The organism is Agathobaculum sp. Marseille-P7918, from assembly GCF_964248325.1.
Classification (GTDB): Bacteria; Bacillota; Clostridia; order Oscillospirales; family Butyricicoccaceae; genus Agathobaculum.
Map to the genome: position 1 here is coordinate 145,062 of NZ_CAXTXI010000003.1, position 16,038 is coordinate 161,099.

The 16,038-nt window shown below is 57.5% G+C and carries 17 protein-coding genes; 14 read left to right on the top strand and 3 right to left on the bottom strand.

Annotated features, from left to right (window positions below; genetic code table 11):
- Nucleotides 1–68: 68 nt before the first annotated feature.
- Both ACESSO_RS05925 and ACESSO_RS05930 read right to left on the bottom strand, forming a co-directional pair.
- Entirely contained in the window at nt 69–290 is a 222-nt protein-coding gene (locus ACESSO_RS05925) for a PF20097 family protein (RefSeq protein ID WP_373164135.1), read from the bottom strand.
- 40 nt (nt 291–330) lie between these two features.
- On the bottom strand, nt 331–1,536 hold the full coding sequence (locus tag ACESSO_RS05930) for a nucleotidyltransferase family protein (RefSeq protein WP_373164136.1): 1,206 nt from the start codon (nt 1,534–1,536) through the stop codon (nt 331–333).
- Nucleotides 1,537–1,692: 156 nt separating this feature from the next.
- On the opposite strand from ACESSO_RS05930, the gene ACESSO_RS05935 reads away from it, so the two are divergent.
- The 14 genes from ACESSO_RS05935 (at nt 1,693) to ACESSO_RS06000 (ending at nt 14,864) form a co-directional block, all read left to right on the top strand.
- Complete coding sequence (locus ACESSO_RS05935; protein WP_373164137.1) at nt 1,693–2,898, top strand: acetate/propionate family kinase; 1,206 nt, start codon at nt 1,693–1,695, stop codon at nt 2,896–2,898.
- A 70-nt stretch (nt 2,899–2,968) separates the two neighbouring features.
- Complete coding sequence (locus ACESSO_RS05940; protein ID WP_373164138.1) at nt 2,969–3,862, top strand: type II CAAX prenyl endopeptidase Rce1 family protein; 894 nt, start codon at nt 2,969–2,971, stop codon at nt 3,860–3,862.
- Nucleotides 3,863–3,879: 17 nt separating this feature from the next.
- Nucleotides 3,880–4,677 (top strand): histidinol-phosphatase HisJ family protein, encoded by a 798-nt coding sequence (locus ACESSO_RS05945; RefSeq protein WP_373164139.1) that lies wholly within the window; start codon nt 3,880–3,882, stop codon nt 4,675–4,677.
- Between the two features lie 16 nt (nt 4,678–4,693).
- Nucleotides 4,694–5,593 (top strand): 4-(cytidine 5'-diphospho)-2-C-methyl-D-erythritol kinase, encoded by a 900-nt coding sequence (gene ispE, locus ACESSO_RS05950; RefSeq protein ID WP_373164140.1) that lies wholly within the window; start codon nt 4,694–4,696, stop codon nt 5,591–5,593.
- A 55-nt stretch (nt 5,594–5,648) separates the two neighbouring features.
- On the top strand, nt 5,649–5,861 hold the full coding sequence (locus tag ACESSO_RS05955) for a hypothetical protein (RefSeq protein ID WP_373164141.1): 213 nt from the start codon (nt 5,649–5,651) through the stop codon (nt 5,859–5,861).
- A 99-nt stretch (nt 5,862–5,960) separates the two neighbouring features.
- The gene (locus ACESSO_RS05960; RefSeq protein ID WP_373164142.1) at nt 5,961–6,473 is read left to right on the top strand and encodes a DUF4330 domain-containing protein; all 513 of its coding nucleotides are present in this window, start codon (nt 5,961–5,963) and stop codon (nt 6,471–6,473) included.
- 4 nt (nt 6,474–6,477) lie between these two features.
- Complete coding sequence (locus ACESSO_RS05965; protein WP_373164143.1) at nt 6,478–8,097, top strand: O-antigen ligase family protein; 1,620 nt, start codon at nt 6,478–6,480, stop codon at nt 8,095–8,097.
- Nucleotides 8,098–8,298: 201 nt separating this feature from the next.
- Nucleotides 8,299–9,189: a substrate-binding domain-containing protein gene (locus ACESSO_RS05970; RefSeq protein ID WP_373164144.1), complete on the top strand. Its 891-nt coding sequence runs from the start codon at nt 8,299–8,301 to the stop codon at nt 9,187–9,189.
- 102 nt (nt 9,190–9,291) lie between these two features.
- Nucleotides 9,292–10,161, top strand: a complete 870-nt coding sequence (pstC, locus tag ACESSO_RS05975) for a phosphate ABC transporter permease subunit PstC (protein ID WP_373164290.1) — start codon at nt 9,292–9,294, stop codon at nt 10,159–10,161.
- A complete protein-coding gene (gene pstA / locus ACESSO_RS05980) occupies nt 10,158–11,042 on the top strand; it encodes a phosphate ABC transporter permease PstA (protein ID WP_373164145.1) in 885 nt (294 codons plus the stop codon). The genes pstC and pstA overlap by 4 nt, the downstream gene beginning before the upstream one ends.
- A gap of 12 nt (nt 11,043–11,054) precedes the next feature.
- Nucleotides 11,055–11,810 carry a phosphate ABC transporter ATP-binding protein PstB gene (pstB, locus tag ACESSO_RS05985; RefSeq protein ID WP_373164146.1) on the top strand — a complete coding sequence of 252 codons (756 nt, stop codon included), beginning with the start codon at nt 11,055–11,057 and terminating at the stop codon, nt 11,808–11,810.
- Entirely contained in the window at nt 11,810–12,457 is a 648-nt protein-coding gene (phoU, locus tag ACESSO_RS05990; protein ID WP_373164147.1) for a phosphate signaling complex protein PhoU, read from the top strand. Before pstB ends, phoU begins: the two co-directional genes overlap by 1 nt.
- A 68-nt stretch (nt 12,458–12,525) precedes the next feature.
- The gene (locus ACESSO_RS05995) at nt 12,526–13,212 is read left to right on the top strand and encodes a winged helix-turn-helix domain-containing protein (protein WP_373164148.1); all 687 of its coding nucleotides are present in this window, start codon (nt 12,526–12,528) and stop codon (nt 13,210–13,212) included.
- Entirely contained in the window at nt 13,209–14,864 is a 1,656-nt protein-coding gene (locus ACESSO_RS06000) for an ATP-binding protein (RefSeq protein ID WP_373164149.1), read from the top strand. The genes ACESSO_RS05995 and ACESSO_RS06000 overlap by 4 nt, the downstream gene beginning before the upstream one ends.
- Nucleotides 14,865–14,907: 43 nt before the next feature.
- Here the strand turns inward: ACESSO_RS06000 and nspC are convergent, their stop codons facing one another.
- Nucleotides 14,908–16,038, bottom strand: coding sequence for a carboxynorspermidine decarboxylase (nspC, locus tag ACESSO_RS06005; protein WP_373164150.1), 1,131 nt, complete (start codon nt 16,036–16,038; stop codon nt 14,908–14,910).

Here is a 16,038-nt window from a genome sequence, read left to right on the forward strand (position 1 = left end):
TCAAGTAGTTTGTGCGGGTTTTTCGATAAAAAAGAAAGCGGCCCATTTGGGCCGCTTTTTGTGCGGTTTCAGCAGTTTTCCAAATCAATAATCAGCTTTTTGCAGTAGGAACAGTACCATGCACGTGCTTCGGCGCGCTGCGTGGGCGTGTGGGAGCCGACCGTCAGTCCGCCACAGGCCCACAGGCCGAACAGCATTTTCTTGTCCTGCGGCTGCCAGCGCAGCGCTTTGTGGTCGCCCAACAGCTTGCCGTCGAGCATTTCTTTTCCGCAGTAAGGGCATTGCATCATCGGTCATACCTCCCTTAAAGATGTCGGTGGGTGAAACGGGTCATGACAGGCAGAATGGGGACTTGCGGAAGTGGTCGCCGCCGACGCGCAGCGCGGTGTCGGGATAGGCGAGGGCGTACAGGTCATCCGCGAGCGCATCGTGTGCCAGAGCGGGTTGCAGTGCGTCCGGCAGCGTGCGTTCGGTGACCGGTTTGACGATAACCGGCAGCGCGCAGGTGTCTTTCATGCGGCGCAGGATGTCCCGGCCGCGCGCACCGACGGCCAGAACGCGGACATATGCTGCGGTCGGCGGGATGCTGGTCGGCAGGTCAAGCCACGCCCGCATGAGCGCACGGCGTACCCGCGCGAGCGGATAACGGCGGGTTTGGGCGGCGGCGCAGACCGAAGCAAAGCTCGTATTGTCACGAATGGCGGCACGCAGCCGGTGCTCCAGTCCGTCGCCGCCGCAATAGCGGGCGAGTTCATCGGGCGACAGCCGCCGCAGATGTGCGAGGATGGCTTGGTCGACCGCGTTGCGCGTTACCGGTGCCGCGCCTTGTTCTATCGCCTGCGTAAGCGCTGCAAACGACGCCTCCGGCATCAGCGAACGGCAGGCATCCGCATCGCCTTGTGCAATCAGCTTGCGAAGATAGGATGCTGAGGGCAGACCGTCCTCCGGGACGTCGCTGTCGTGCGCACTGCCCGCACGTAAAACGGCAAGCGGCTGCATCATGCTCTCGAGCGTGTCCAGCGCGCACAGATATTCGACGGCGAGGGTGTTGTTGGGGCTGGTCAGCAGCGCGCCGGCTTCCGGGTCGGCTGCGCTGACCGCCTGCTGCATGGCGGCGGCATAGGGCAGTCCGGCCCCAAGCGCCTGACGCAGCGCGTCTGCGTGTTCTCCTTCTGCGCGCGACAGGTCGGCCGCGCGGCGCAGCAAGGCAAGGTCGGCATGCTCCGCGCCGAAGGACAGATGGGTCACGCAGCCCAGCGCATCCAGCAGCGAGACTGCGCCGAACGCAAAACCGGACGCCGACCACAGACAGGCGGACAGCGGTGTTTCGAGCACCAGATCCACGCCGCACTGCACGGCGGCCTCCGCACGGCGGTACTTTTCCATGACCGCAAGGTCGCCGCGCTGGACGAAATTGCCGCTCATCGCGCACACAATGGCCGTGTCTGCGCCCAGCGCGCGGCGGGTTTCGGCAAGATGATGTGCATGTCCCGCGTGGAACGGATTGTATTCGGCAACAATGCCGCAGACGGTCATAAACAGGCTCCTTTAAATCGCAAATACACAGGGGCATAGAGTAAAATTTGGCTTGTACATTTGCGCCAAATCGTGTAATATAAGAATGTAACATTATTATATCGGCTTCCGCGGCTTTGTGCAAGCCGCCAAATACGGCACAAGGGAGTTTTGCAAATGAAAGTTCTGGTTATCAACGCCGGCAGCTCTTCGCTCAAGTATCAGCTGCTCGACACTGAGTCCGGCGAGGTCATGGCCAAGGGTTTGTGCGAGCGCATCGGCATCGACGGCGTGCTCACCCACACCGGCAACAAGTCGGATGAGAAATTCAAGTTTGATATCGCAATGCCGACGCATAAAGAAGCGATCCAGGCGGTTATCGACGTACTGCTGGATCCCGAAAAGGGCGTTATCTCCTCGATGAGCGAGATTGACGCGGTCGGTCATCGCGTGGTACACGGCGGCGAGTTCTTCTCGGACAGCGTCATCATCACCGAAAAGGTCATCAAGGCGATCGAGGACTGCGTACCGCTCGCACCGCTGCACAATCCGCCCAACCTCATCGGCATTCAGGCTTGCCGCGACGTTATGGGTCCGGACGTTCCGATGGTTGCGGTATTCGACACCGCGTTCCATCAGACCATGCCGCAGTCGCATTACATGTATGCGATTCCGTATGAGTACTATGAGAAGTACAAGATTCGCCGCTACGGTTTCCACGGCACCAGCCACAAGTATGTTTCCCAGCAGGCTGCCGAGATGCTCGGCCGTCCGATCGAGGAGCTGCGCCTTATCACCTGCCATCTGGGCAATGGTTCTTCTATCTGCGCGATTAACCGCGGCAAGAGCTATGATACTTCGATGGGCTTCACTCCGTTGGACGGTCTGCCGATGGGCACCCGCGCGGGCAATCTGGACCCGGCTATCATTGAGTTCCTGGCTGAGCATGAGAATATCTCTGCGGCAGATGTTATCAATATTCTCAACAAGAAGTCCGGTATGCTGGGTATTTCGGGCGTTTCGTCCGACTTCCGCGATCTGGACGCCGCCATTGCCGACGGCAATGCGCGTGCGGCGCTGGCCAAGGAAATGTTCAACCTGTCGGTTAAGAAGATTATCGGCTCGTACATCGCGGAGATGGGCGGCGTAGACGCTATCATCTTTACCGCGGGCGTAGGCGAAAACGACCGTTCGGTTCGTTGGGACGTTTGCGAGCACATGGAGTATCTCGGCATCAAGATCGATCCGGAGAAGAACAAGTATCGCGGCACGCAGATGGATATTTCCATTGACTGGGCGCGTGTGCGTGTGCTGGTCATCCCCACCAACGAGGAACTGATGATCGCCAAGGACACCGAGCGTCTGGTAAACGAAGCAAAGTAACAAAGAAAACGGAAAAACGGGGCGGGGCAACAAGGCTTTGCCCTGTTTTTCTGCCGTCAGGGAGGACAATATGCAGGAAAACACACTTCGACAGGAACGGAAATACTGCGCGCGGCTGGGCTGGGCGATGGTGCTGACAACCGTGATCATGCTGGTGTGGCAAATGGGGCTGATGGCTTTATCGCTGGCCGGACGTTTGGCTGGCGGCGAGAGTACGTATATGCTGCTGGCGCTTGTGGGCTATTATCTGCCCGCGCTGCCGCTGTCTTATTGGCTGTGCCGCCGGATACCCGTACCCGAGCGCGTGCAGCGTCCACTGACCGTGCGTTTGCTGGTGCGCTGGTTTGTCATCGGCATCGGCCTGATGTGGGTGGGGTCGCTGATCGGATCGTGGCTCAATGATCTGGTCTATCAGATAGCAAATCTGGAGACAGTCGATCTGGTGACCGAAACCTTTAACGAAATGCCGCTGGTGGTCATGCTGCTGGGCGCATGCGTGCTGGGTCCGCTGTGTGAAGAGCTGTTGTTCCGTGGTCTGATTGCCGGGCGGCTGGCGCGGTATGGACAAAAACCGGCAGCATTTATTTCCGCGCTGCTGTTCGGTCTGTATCACGCAAACCTGTCGCAGTTTTTCTATGCGTTTCTGCTGGGATTGCTGCTGGCCTATGCGTATTTTTATACCGGAAAGCTCAAAACATCGGTCGTGCTGCATATGCTGTTTAATTTTTACGGGTCGTTTGTCATCTATCTGCTGCCCGAGGATGGAGTGCTGCCCGTACTGTACGGGCTGAGCTGGCCGGTTCTGACCATTGTGGGCGCGGTGCTGCTGGTGCGCGGCAGAAAACAGCAGTTGTGGGCGCATGGTCCGTGTGCGCCGTCCATGCGGACGGTATTTGGCAGCGTCGGCATGACCCTGGCTATCATTCTCTGCTTTGTGCAGGCGGCAACCATGTATGTTTACTAGAAAGGCGGAAATAGGCAATGCGAGTGGATTTGCATATGCATACGGGGTATTCGGCGGACGCCGCTTTCCCGCAGACCGTGGCGGATAAAGTGCACGCCTGTCGGGCGGCAGGGCTGGATATCATCGGCATCACCGACCATCTGGATTTTTACCGTACTCATGGTCCAGCGGAAAACCGGGACGCGGAAGCCTGCCTGCGCGACGTGCGGGCAGCCAAGGAAGCGGCGGAAGGGATTGAGGTGCTGGTTGGGATTGAAATCGGACAGATTCACGCCGATTCCGCGGCGGATGCGTTTGTGCGCGGGCACCAGCTGGACATGGTAATTGGCTCGCTGCATGCGATGCCCAACGACCTGGACATTTATTTTCACGATTATGAGCATCTGGACTGCGATGTGTTTTTGCAGGAATATTTTGATCAGGTACTGGAGATGGAGGCGCACGGCGGCTTTGACGTGCTGGCGCACATCGACTATCCGCTGCGCGTGATGAAGCACGGGGACTATGTGCCTTCCTTCGACCAATATATGGATCGCGTGCAGCAGGTGCTGCGCACCTGCATCGACCACGGCTATGCACTCGAACTGAACGCCGCAGGGCTGGCCGGATGGCAGAAAAAGGTCGGTCCGCCGCAGAATATCCTGTATGAATACCGCCGTATGGGCGGCGAACGCATCTCTATCGGCTCGGATTCACACACGCTGGATACGGTTGGCCGCGGCGTGGCGGACTGCACGGCGAATGCGCTGGACGCGGGCTTTACGACGGTCACCGTGTTCCGCGGACGCAAGCCGGAACAGGTGTCATTAACATAATAAGCAGGGAGAAATCATGTTATTTCATAATAGAAACGAAATCACGCACGCCGAAACCACAGTGCAGGGGCGCGCAAAGATCAATCTGACATTGGATGTGACCGGCCGCCGGGACGACGGCTATCATACGGTTAAAATGGTAATGCAGTCGGTCACACTGCATGACGAGGTCAGGGTGACTATTACCCACGGCGAGAAAAAACCGCGCGGCATTGTGCTCAGCTGCAACCTGCCCTATCTGCCGCTGGACGAGCGCAATCTGGCTTATCGCGCAGCGGATCTGTTCTATCAGCAGACGGGAACACTGCTGGAAACGTGCGAAATTCATATTGAAAAGCGCATTCCGGTGGCCGCGGGGCTGGCCGGTGGCTCGACTGACGCGGCGGCGGTGCTGCGCGCGCTCAATGTGCTGCATGAGACCGGACTGAGCGACGACGAGCTGTGCGAGATGGGACTGAAGATCGGCGCGGATGTGCCGTACTGCCTGCGCGGCGGTACGATGCTGGCCGAGGGTATCGGCGAGGAGCTGACCGCCTTGTCGCCCATGCCACATTGCTGGGTTGTGCTGTGCAAGCCGCCGTTTGGGGTTTCCACCAAGGAGGTTTATACGGAAATCGACGCGGTGGAGCTGAAAAACCGGCCGGATACGGCGGGCATGATTCGCGCGCTGGAAAACGGCGACTTTGCAGGAGTGTGCAAACGCCTGAGCAATGTTATGGAACTGGTGACGGCAACAAAGCGCCGCCAGATCGGAGAAATCAAGGCGTGTCTCGAGGAAAACGGCGCGGACGGTACGCTGATGAGCGGCTCTGGGCCGACCGTATTCGGCCTATTCTCGGATGAGGGCCGCGCAAAGACCGCGGCGAAAATGCTGTCCCGCCGCTTTGCGGATACTTTCCTGACTGAAACGGTATAATGAACCTGCCTTCCGGGCATACTGGGGACACCAGATGACGGAAGGCGGTATTTTTATGACACAGCAGACCAAACGGGCGGTAATTGCGGTGGTGACCGCGTGCAGCATACTGTTGGCAGGGGCATTTGCGCCGCAGCAGATGCGCAGCGCGTGGTGGTGCACGGCGTTTTCCGTCACCTGTGACGAGGCGGCGGCACCGTCGGAAAATGGAAATTCGGTTACATTTCGATGCAAATTGGTCGATTGGTGGTGCGAGATCACGGGATAAAACTTGCCGCGCCTGTCCCTCTGTGGTATAATAGCCGCAAAGCGGCATTCCTGTTTCGTACCGGAAAACCGGCCGCAAACCTACCAACGGAGGAAAAACATGAAGATTATCAATGAAAAGGGCAAGCTGTTCGGCATTATCAATATCGTCGACCTGCTTGTGCTGGTGGCGGCCATCGCTGTTATTGCGGGCGTAGGCTATAAGCTGTTTGCGCCTCAGATTGCAAATGCAGCTGCCAAACAGGTTCCCATGACCGTCACCGTCCGTGTGCGCGGCGCAACGCCCTTCCTGGTGCAAGAGGTGCAGCGCAACAGTCAGGTTGGCAAGAAAATCGTCAGCGGCAGCTCGTATACCGATGCGGTGATTACGGACATGCAGATTCAGGACTACGTACAGCAGGTGACTACAGCGGATGGCAGCATTGTCGATGCGCTGGACCCGAGCAAGAAGGATCTGGTGTTCACGATTGAAACCACAGTAGCAGAAGGAACAGCGGCGCCTGCCATCGGCACGCAGGAGGTGCGCGCGGGCCGCACGTTTATTGTAAAGACCAACGACTTTGAGACGACCGGCAACATCGACATGGTCGATATCGCGGATTCAGCGGAATAAGCCTATGAAAGCGATTTTTCAAAACAGCCTGCTGGTGCGGGCAGTGCTGCGCTTGCGTGAATGGTATCACGAGGGCGCAATCGCGGGATTTTTCCGGAAGGTCGCGGGTGCGTATCCGGATTCCCGGTTTCGCCGCATGTGGGACGGTTTTTGCGCCGCACCCATCTGTACGGCGGCCAACAGCCGCTATGCGCGCATTATCGCTGCGCTGCGGCGCTTTGTCGAACATCTGGGCGATGCGGCGGCGCAAAGCCTGATTTACCGGATCTGCCTTGCCATATGGAGGCCGGTTTCGAACTTCCTCGGCGGCGGCGTGGTCGGCCGGGTATGCCGGTTTTTCGGCGTGCGCGGTCTGCTGCTTGTATGTTTGGCAATGTATCTGCCGCTGGATGTACTCGTTCGGTGGCTATCCACAACCAAGGGATACCTGCCCGGCTTTGTCGGTTCGGTATGGGATGAATGCCTGATGCTCGCGGCCTTTGCCTACATTCTGTGGCACACCGCGATGCGTCGCGCGCCGCTTCAGTCGCGTGCAACGCCTGTGGATGCATATCTGCTGCTGTTCATCGGCGTGGGCTTTTTCCTGATGTGCGCAGTGTCGCCCTATCCGTCCATTGCGGTGGCTGGCTTGCGCGCGGTGGTGCAGTACCTGTTCTGGTTTTTCCTTGTCACGCGACTGATTGAGGACGACCGTGACTTTGCCATTTTTTACGGCGCGCTGCTTGCCATGGCGATTCCGATTACGCTGCACGGCATATATCAGTATATTGTTGCCGCGCCCATTCCGGCGGGCTGGGTGTCCCAGACCGAGGAAAGCGTGCGCACGCGCGTCTATTCGCTGACCGGCAGCCCGAATATCATGGGCAGTCTGCTGGTGCTGTTCGCGCCCATGGCGGCGGGTTTGGCGTATTACTGCAAAAAGATGTGGGTCAAGGTGCTGGCCATCGGCGTGACCGGTATGATGTGCCTGTGTTGCATCTTCACCTTCTCCAAGGGCGCGTGGGGCGGCTTGGCGGTCGCGGTGATTGTGTTCGCCATCTTCCTGGACCGCCGTCTGATTGCATTGATGGCCGTGGCCGGTGCGGGCGCGCTGCTGGCAATCCCGTCGATCGCCAATCGTATCACCTATATGTTCACGGCGGACTATATGGAGGCCAGCCAACGGGCGGGCCGTATGGTGCGCTGGGAGACCGGACTCAACCTGTTGCATGAGTCTAATCCGTGGCTGGGCTTCGGACTGGGCCGCTTCGGCGGCGCGGTTGCCATGCAGAATAAAATCATCGAAGAGACGGACACCTTCGAGTATTTCTACATGGACAACTATTATCTGAAAACGCTGGTGGAGATGGGCTATCTCGGCTTGATTTTCTTCATCATTCTGCTGTTCGGTATGATGCTCTGGTGTCTGCGCGCAATCGGTCGGACGAATTTTAATCAGACCGACCGAACTCGCGTGCTTGCGGTGTCGATGTTTGCGGGCATGTGCGGCGTGTTGGTGCACTGCTATTTCGAGAATATCTTCGAAGTGCCGTACATGATGGCCTATTTCTGGAGCATGGCGGCGGCGATATTGTATCTGGGATATTTCCGTAAACGAAAACAGGATCCGGCGGGAAAACGTTGACCTGCTTTTGCAAAGAAAACAGTATAATCCATGAAAAAGGACGACAAAACTGCGGTTTTGCCGTCCTTTTTTGCGCACTTTACACAATCCTTTTTGCTTTACACGGATTTTACAAACACGGACTTTTGGATTTTACATTGTCCCCGTAATATATGCTTGTAACGAAAAAAACGATCTGAATGAAAAGGAGAAATTCAAGTTATGAAAAAGAGTGTATCCCTGCTTTTGGCAGGCCTGATGCTGTGCGGTGCGCTGGCTGGCTGCGGCAGCAATGATGCAAACACGAGCAATTCCAGCACGGACGACAGCGCCTCTACCGGCATGTCCGGCGCGATTACAGTTATTTCTCGCGAGGACGGTTCGGGCACGCGCAGCGCATTTGTTGAGCTGACCGGCGTAGAGGACGACAACGGTGACAACACCACCGCAGAGGCGGAAATCGCCAACAAGACCGATGTGGTGCTGACCAGCGTAGCCGGCAATGAGAGCGCGATTGGCTATGTTTCGCTCGGCTCTCTGAACGATACCGTCAAGGCGATTCAGGTAGACGGTGTGGACGCTACGGTGGAGAACGTCAAGAGCGGCGACTACACGCTGTCCCGTCCGTTCAACATTGCCACCAAGGGCGAGCCGACCGGCGTTGCGGGGGACTTCATTAACTTCATTCTGAGCGCTGACGGTCAGGCAATCGTGGAAGAAGAAGGCTACATCAAGGTCAACGATGCAGCGGAAGCCTTCACCACGGACGGTTCGGAAGGTCAGATTGCAGTTGGCGGTTCCTCCTCGGTTTCTCCGGTGATGGAAAAGCTGATTGAGGCTTATAAGGCAGTAAACCCCAAGGCTAAGATTGAGCTGCAGACCTCGGACTCCACCTCCGGTATGACCGGCGCAATGGACGGCACCTTTGCCATCGGCATGGCTTCCCGTGAGCTGAAGGATGAGGAGAAGGCGGAACTGACGCCCACCTCTATCGCACTGGACGGTATCGCGGTGGTCGTTAACCCGGCCAACAGCATTACGGGCCTGACGATGGATCAGATTAAGAGCATCTACACCGGCGAGACCACTGACTGGGCCGACGTAGCTGCGTAAGAATAACCGAACACGGGAAATCAGGGCGAAATCCGTTTCGCCCTTTCCCACTGTCTATGGGGTGAAAACATGAACGAATCCGCAACTCGGCAGAAGGGCGGCATGAGAAACCTGCTTGAAAAGGTGATGCACGGCGTGTTTTTTGTCTGCGCGCTCGCGTCCATTCTTGCGGTAGCCCTGATCTGCGTTTTCCTGTTTGCCAACGGCATTCCCGCCATCCGCGAAATTGGTGTGCTGGACTTTCTGACCGGCACGACATGGAAGCCGGGCAACGATGTTTACGGCATTCTGCCGATGATTGTCGGCAGCATTTACATCACAGCCGGCGCTATTGTTATCGGTGTGCCGATTGGCCTGCTGACCGCGATTTTTATGGCATTCTATTGCCCAAAGCGCATTTACGGCGTGCTCAAGCCCTGCACCGAGCTGCTGGCGGGCATTCCGTCCATCGTGTACGGCTTTTTCGGCATGGTGGTTATCGCGCCGGTGGTACTCGATGTAGCCAAATTCTGCGGCTCAAAGATATCCTCCGGCTCGACCATTCTGTCTGCATCCATCCTGCTTGGCATCATGATACTGCCGACCATTATCGGCGTATCCGAAGCGGCGCTGCGTGCGGTACCGAACGCCTATTATGAGGGTGCGGTCGCCATGGGCGCCACCCATGAACGCGCGATTTTTTCGGTCATGCTGCCGGCTGCGAAGTCCGGTGTGCTGGCCGGTATTGTGCTGGGCATCGGCCGTGCCATCGGTGAGACGATGGCGGTTATCATGGTCGCGGGCAATCAGCCGCGACTGACCGGCAGCCTGCTCAAGGGCATCCGCACGATGACGGCGAATATCGTCATCGAAATGGGCTACGCGACCGGCCTGCACCGTGAGGCCCTGATCGCCACGGGTGTGGTTTTGTTCGTGTTCATCTTGCTGATTAACCTCACCTTCTCGGTGCTGAAAAGGAGGAAGGACGCATGACAACCGAAGCGACGACTGCTGTCAAGAAAACCGCAGTCCAGACGGCGGAAAAGCGGCCGCGGGTATACGGACGCGGCAAAGCGCGCCTGCAAAAAGGGCTGGTGTACGGTGCGGCAATCCTCACCTTTGCCGTGCTGCTGTTTCTGATTGCATATATTCTGATTAACGGTGTGCCGCACCTCAAACCGTCGCTGTTTGAGTGGACCTATAATTCAGACAACGTATCCATGATGCCGGCCATCATCACAACTGTGGAGATGACCTTGCTTGCGCTGCTGCTGGCGGTGCCGTTCGGCCTGTTCACCGCAGTGTATCTGAACGAATATGCGTCCCGCGGCAACAAGCTGGTGGGTGTCATCCGCATCACCACTGAGACGCTGTCCGGCATCCCGTCGATTGTTTACGGTCTGTTCGGCATGCTGTTTTTTGTCACCCAGCTGCACTGGGGATATTCGCTGCTCGCAGGCGCAATGACGCTGGCCATCATGATTCTGCCGCTTATCATGCGCACGGCGGAAGAAGCGCTGATCTCGGTGCCGGATACCTACCGCGAAGGTTCGTTTGGCTTGGGCGCAGGTCGTTTACGCACGGTGTTTCGCATCGTGCTGCCCAGCGCGATGCCGGGCATCCTGTCGGGTATCATTCTGGCGATCGGCCGCATCGTGGGCGAAACCGCAGCGCTGATTTTTACGGCCGGTACCATGGCGCAGATCCCGGGTTTGTTCCAGTCCGGTCGTACGCTTGCCATTCATATGTATGTGTTGTCCGGCGAGGGCCTGAATATGAATGAAGCCTATGCCACCGCGGTGGTTCTGCTGGTGGTTGTGCTGCTGATGAATACGATTTCGGCGATTGTTGCTAAAAAGCTGACCAAAAAGTAATCGGAGGAAGCTATGGAGCAGAATAAAATTGAGATTCGGGACATGAACCTCTATTACGGGGACTTCCATGCCCTGCACGATATTGATTTGGATATCAAGGCCAATGAGATTACGGCGTTCATCGGGCCTTCCGGCTGCGGAAAGTCAACGCTTTTGCGCTCACTCAACCGTATGAACGATTTGGTCGAGGGCTGCAAGATTACGGGCGACATCCGTCTGGACGGAGAGGACATCTATCACGACTGTGATGTGAATATTTTGCGCCGCCGCGTGGGTATGGTATTCCAGAAGCCCAATCCGTTCCCGATGTCCATTTATGACAATATTGCCTATGGTCCGCGCACGCACGGCATCAAGAGCCGTGTCAAGCTCGATGAGATCGTCGAGACTTCGCTGCGACATGCTGCCATATGGGATGAAACCAAGGACTGCCTGAAAAAGTCCGCGCTGTCCATGTCGGGCGGCCAGCAACAGCGTATCTGCATTGCCCGCGCGCTTGCAGCCGACCCGGAAGTGCTGCTGATGGACGAGCCGACCTCTGCGCTCGACCCGATTTCCACCGCGAAGATTGAAGACCTTGTACTCGAACTGAAAAAAGATTATACTATCGTTATGGTCACGCACAATATGCAGCAGGCCACCCGCGTATCCGATACCACCGCGTTTTTCCTGCTTGGCGACATGATTGAGGTTGGAGATACCGAAAAGCTGTTCTCCATGCCAAAGGACAAGCGCACCGAGGATTACATTACGGGGAGGTTTGGCTGATGAGAAACCGTTTTGATTCGCAGCTTCTGGAGCTGAATAACGAGCTGATTGCTATGGGGGCGCTGTGCGAGAATGCGATTGCAAGTTCGGTCAAAGCGCTGCTCGGCGGCGACACCCAGCTGGCTGCATCCGCTATCCGCATCGATCAGGAGATCGACCGCAAGGAGCGTGAGATTGAGTCCATGTGTCTCAAGCTCCTGCTGCAGCAGCAGCCGGTGGCAAGCGATCTGCGCCTGATTTCATCTGTCCTCAAGATGATTACGGATATTGAGCGCATCGGCGATCAGGCAAGCGATATCGCAGAGATTGTCACCTATTTGTCCGGCGCGTGCGGTCACAACCAGCATATCCAGGAAATGGCGCAGGCGACTATCAAAATGGTGACCGACAGCCTGGATGCATTTGTGCGCCGCGACCTGACGCTCGCGTGGAGCGTAATCGAGTATGACGACGTGGTCGACAATCTGTTTGCCGAGTGCAAGAAGGATTTGATTGCAGAAATTGCACAAAATGCGGACGACGGCGAGCGTGTGCTGGATATCCTGATGATTGCCAAGTATCTGGAGCGCATCGGGGATCACGCAACCAACATCGCCGAGTGGGTGGAGTTCTCCATCACCGGCACACACAAGACACCGGCCAACTGAGGTGCGGTATCATCGATAAAAAGGTTTGGAAATGCAGCTGCTCCGGGCAGCTTTGAGGAGGAAACGCAATGATTTATTGCGTGGAGGACGATGCAGGCATTCGGGAACTGGTCGTCTATACACTGCAAAACACGGGCATGGAAGCCCGTGGGTTGGAGGATGGCAGCGCGCTGTTTGCGGCGCTGCGTGAGAAAAAGCCGCAGCTGATTCTGCTGGATATCATGCTGCCGGGGGAGGATGGCATCACCATCCTACGCCGGCTGCGTGAAACACAGGATACGGCGGCTATCCCGGTCATTCTGCTGACGGCAAAAAATACGGAATATGACAAGGTGGTCGGGCTGGACAGCGGCGCGGACGATTATGTCGCCAAGCCCTTCGGAATGATGGAGCTGGTGGCGCGCATCCGCGCGGTGCTGCGCCGCACGCAGACCGAGCCGGGCGGCGGAGAGGAAACACGGCTTCTGGTTGCGGGGGATATCTGCGTAGACGAGCGCGCGCACAGCGTGTTTGTCGGTGAGCAGGAGGTGCAGCTGACGCTCAAGGAGTACCAATTGCTGTGCCTGCTGATGAAAAACCGTGGCGCGGTGCTCACGCGCGATGTGCTGCTGGAGAATATCTGGGGCTATGGCAACGAGAGTGAAACCCGGACGGTGGATGTGCACATTCGCACCCTGCGGCAAAAGCTGGGCGCGGCGGGTTCGATGATTGAAACTGTGCGCGGCGTTGGCTATCGCATGGGGGAACATGCATGAGAAAGCGCGTTTTCAGCAGCATTTTTCTCACCGCGCTGGTCACGCTGATCGTTACGGTATCCCTGCTGCTGGTGGCGGTGCATTCCGGGCTCTCGCAGGATTTGCGGGAGCGTCTGAGCGAGGAGTGCAATTACATCGCCGCAGCGGCTGACACCGGAGAGGAACAGGAGCTGCAGCGTATCGGCAATGTGTATGCCGACCGCATTACGCTGGTCGACGCAGACGGCACCGTGCTGTATGACAACAAGAGTGACGCGGCACAAATGGAAAACCATGCTTCGCGTCCCGAAATTGCCGAGGCGCTGGAAAAAGGCGTGGGTGAGTCCAGCCGCCTGTCCGATACGTTGGCGGAGCAGACCTATTACTATGCAATCCGACTGGCAGACGGCACAGTGCTGCGGGTTTCCTCGACGGCGGACAGTGCGTTCGGCGCATTATCATCCGCCTCGCCGTGGATTGTGCTCGTCGTGCTGCTGGCGCTGCTGGTGGCGGCGCTGCTGGCAAGCTGGCTGACCCATGTGTTTCTGGCGCCGATTGTGGCGCTCGATCTGCATGAACCGCTCAAAAATGATGCGTATGATGAGTTGTCGCCGCTTCTGCACCGGATGGATAAGCAGAACCGCAAGATAGAGTCGCAGCTGTGCGAACTCAAACGGCGGCAGGCGGAATTTGACGACATCACCGCCCGCATGGATGAAGGATTGGTGCTGTTTTCTGCACAGGGCGACATTCTGTTTGCCAACCGCGCGGTGCGGGTACTGTTTCCCAAGGACAGCGCGACCGGAGGATACATGACGCTGTGCCGTGATGCGGAGTATATCCGCGTGGTGGAGAAAGCGCTCGGCGGCGAAAGCGCGCACGGACGGATGGAAAAGGACGGGCGTGTGTACTCGCTGACGGCAAGCTCGGTCGCCGGAGAGGGGCAGAGCCACGCGGCGGTGCTGTTCGTGGTGGATATCACCGAGCGTGAGCAGGCTGAGCGCCAGCGGCAGGAATTTACGGCAAACGTTTCACACGAGTTGAAAACGCCGCTGACCAGCATCATGGGCTTTGCGGAGATTATGGAGAACGGCATCGTTCGGCCGGAGGATATCGGTCGCTTTGCCGGTAAAATCCGAAGCGAAGCCATGCGCCTGCTGACACTCATTGAGGATATCATCCGTCTGTCCCGGCTGGACGAGGGTTCGTCCGTACCGTTTGAATCGGTGGAATTGTCCGCGCTGTGCGGCACAGTGCGCGATCGACTCGCACACAAGGCGGCGGAGCACAAGATAACCTTGTATCTGACGGGCAAACCGGTTACGGTGTCCGGTGAGCGGCGCACGCTTGAGCAGATGGTATTTAATCTGGCGGACAATGCTATCGCGTATAATAAGCCGCATGGATCGGTGACGCTCCAAACGGGTGAGGAAAACGGCGTGCCGTTTGTGCGTGTGTCGGACACCGGTATCGGTATCGCGCCTGCCGATCAGCCGCGCGTGTTCGAGCGGTTTTACCGCGTGGACAAGAGCCACAGCAAGCAGACCGGCGGTACCGGCCTTGGACTGTCGATTGTCAAGCACGGTGCAGCGCTGCACCATGCGCAGATCGATCTGCACAGCACGCTGGGCGAGGGCACCGAAATAACACTGCGTTTTCCCAAAGCAGAATAAAAAGAAATCCCGCAGGGATTCTCCCTGCGGGATGCTTTTTTTATCAAGACAAACGGTTTTTGAAATCCTCATAGTCAAACATGCGCACGGCCTCATCCGTGCCGTCCGCGCGGCGAATCGCGATGAGCGGCAGCGGTACACCGTTAAAGGTATTGGTTTTGACCATGGTGTAGAGCGCCATGTCCTCAAACATGACCTGATCGCCCGGACGCAGTGTGTTGTCGAAGGAATATTCCCCAATCACGTCGCCCGCGAGGCAGGAGCGGCCGGTGAGCAGATAGGTAAACGCTTTTTTGCCCGGCTCGTCCGCACGGGACACCGGCGGACGGTAGGGCATTTCCAGCACATCCGGCATGTGACAGGCCGCAGATGTGTCCAGAATGGCGATCTCCTTGCCGTTTTTCATCACTTCGAGCACGGTGGAAATCAGATAGCCTGCGTTGAGCACAACAGCCTCGCCCGGTTCCAGATAAATCTGCACGTTGTACTTTTCGCGCAGATAGTTGACGCACTGCACCAGCGTTTCCACGTCGTAATCGTCTCGCGTGATGTGGTGACCGCCGCCAAGGTTGAGCCACTTCATCCCTTCCATATACTTGCCGAAGCGTTCCTCGAATGCCTCGACCGTGCGCACCAGATCGTCCGCGTTCTGCTCACACAGGGTGTGGAAGTGCAGACCGTCGATGCCGGTGAGCAGCTCGGGCTGGAAGTTCGCCTCCGTGATGCCCAAGCGTGAAGCTGGACCGCAGGGATCATAAATCGCATGCTCGGCGGGCTGGGTGGAGCACTCGGGATTAACGCGCAGGCCGCAGCTTTTGCCCGCTGCGCGCGCAAGGCTGCCGTACGCCTTCCACTGATGGAACGAGTTGAACACGATGTGGTCGGCGTAGTTTAAAATCTCCTGAAATTCGCCCTCGGCATAGGCGGGGGAGTAGACGTGCGTCTCACCGCCGAACTCTTCCTTGCCAAGTCGCGCTTCGTACAGGCCGGATGCGGTCGTGCCCGCCAGATATTCGCGCAGCAGCGGATAGACCGAGAACATGGAAAACGCCTTTTGCGCCAGCAGGATTTTTGCGCCTGTGCGGTCGGCCACATCACGCAGGACGGCCAGATTCTGCACCAGACGGTTTTCGTCCACGAGAAAGCAGGGCGTGGGCAGTTCGGTAAATTTCAT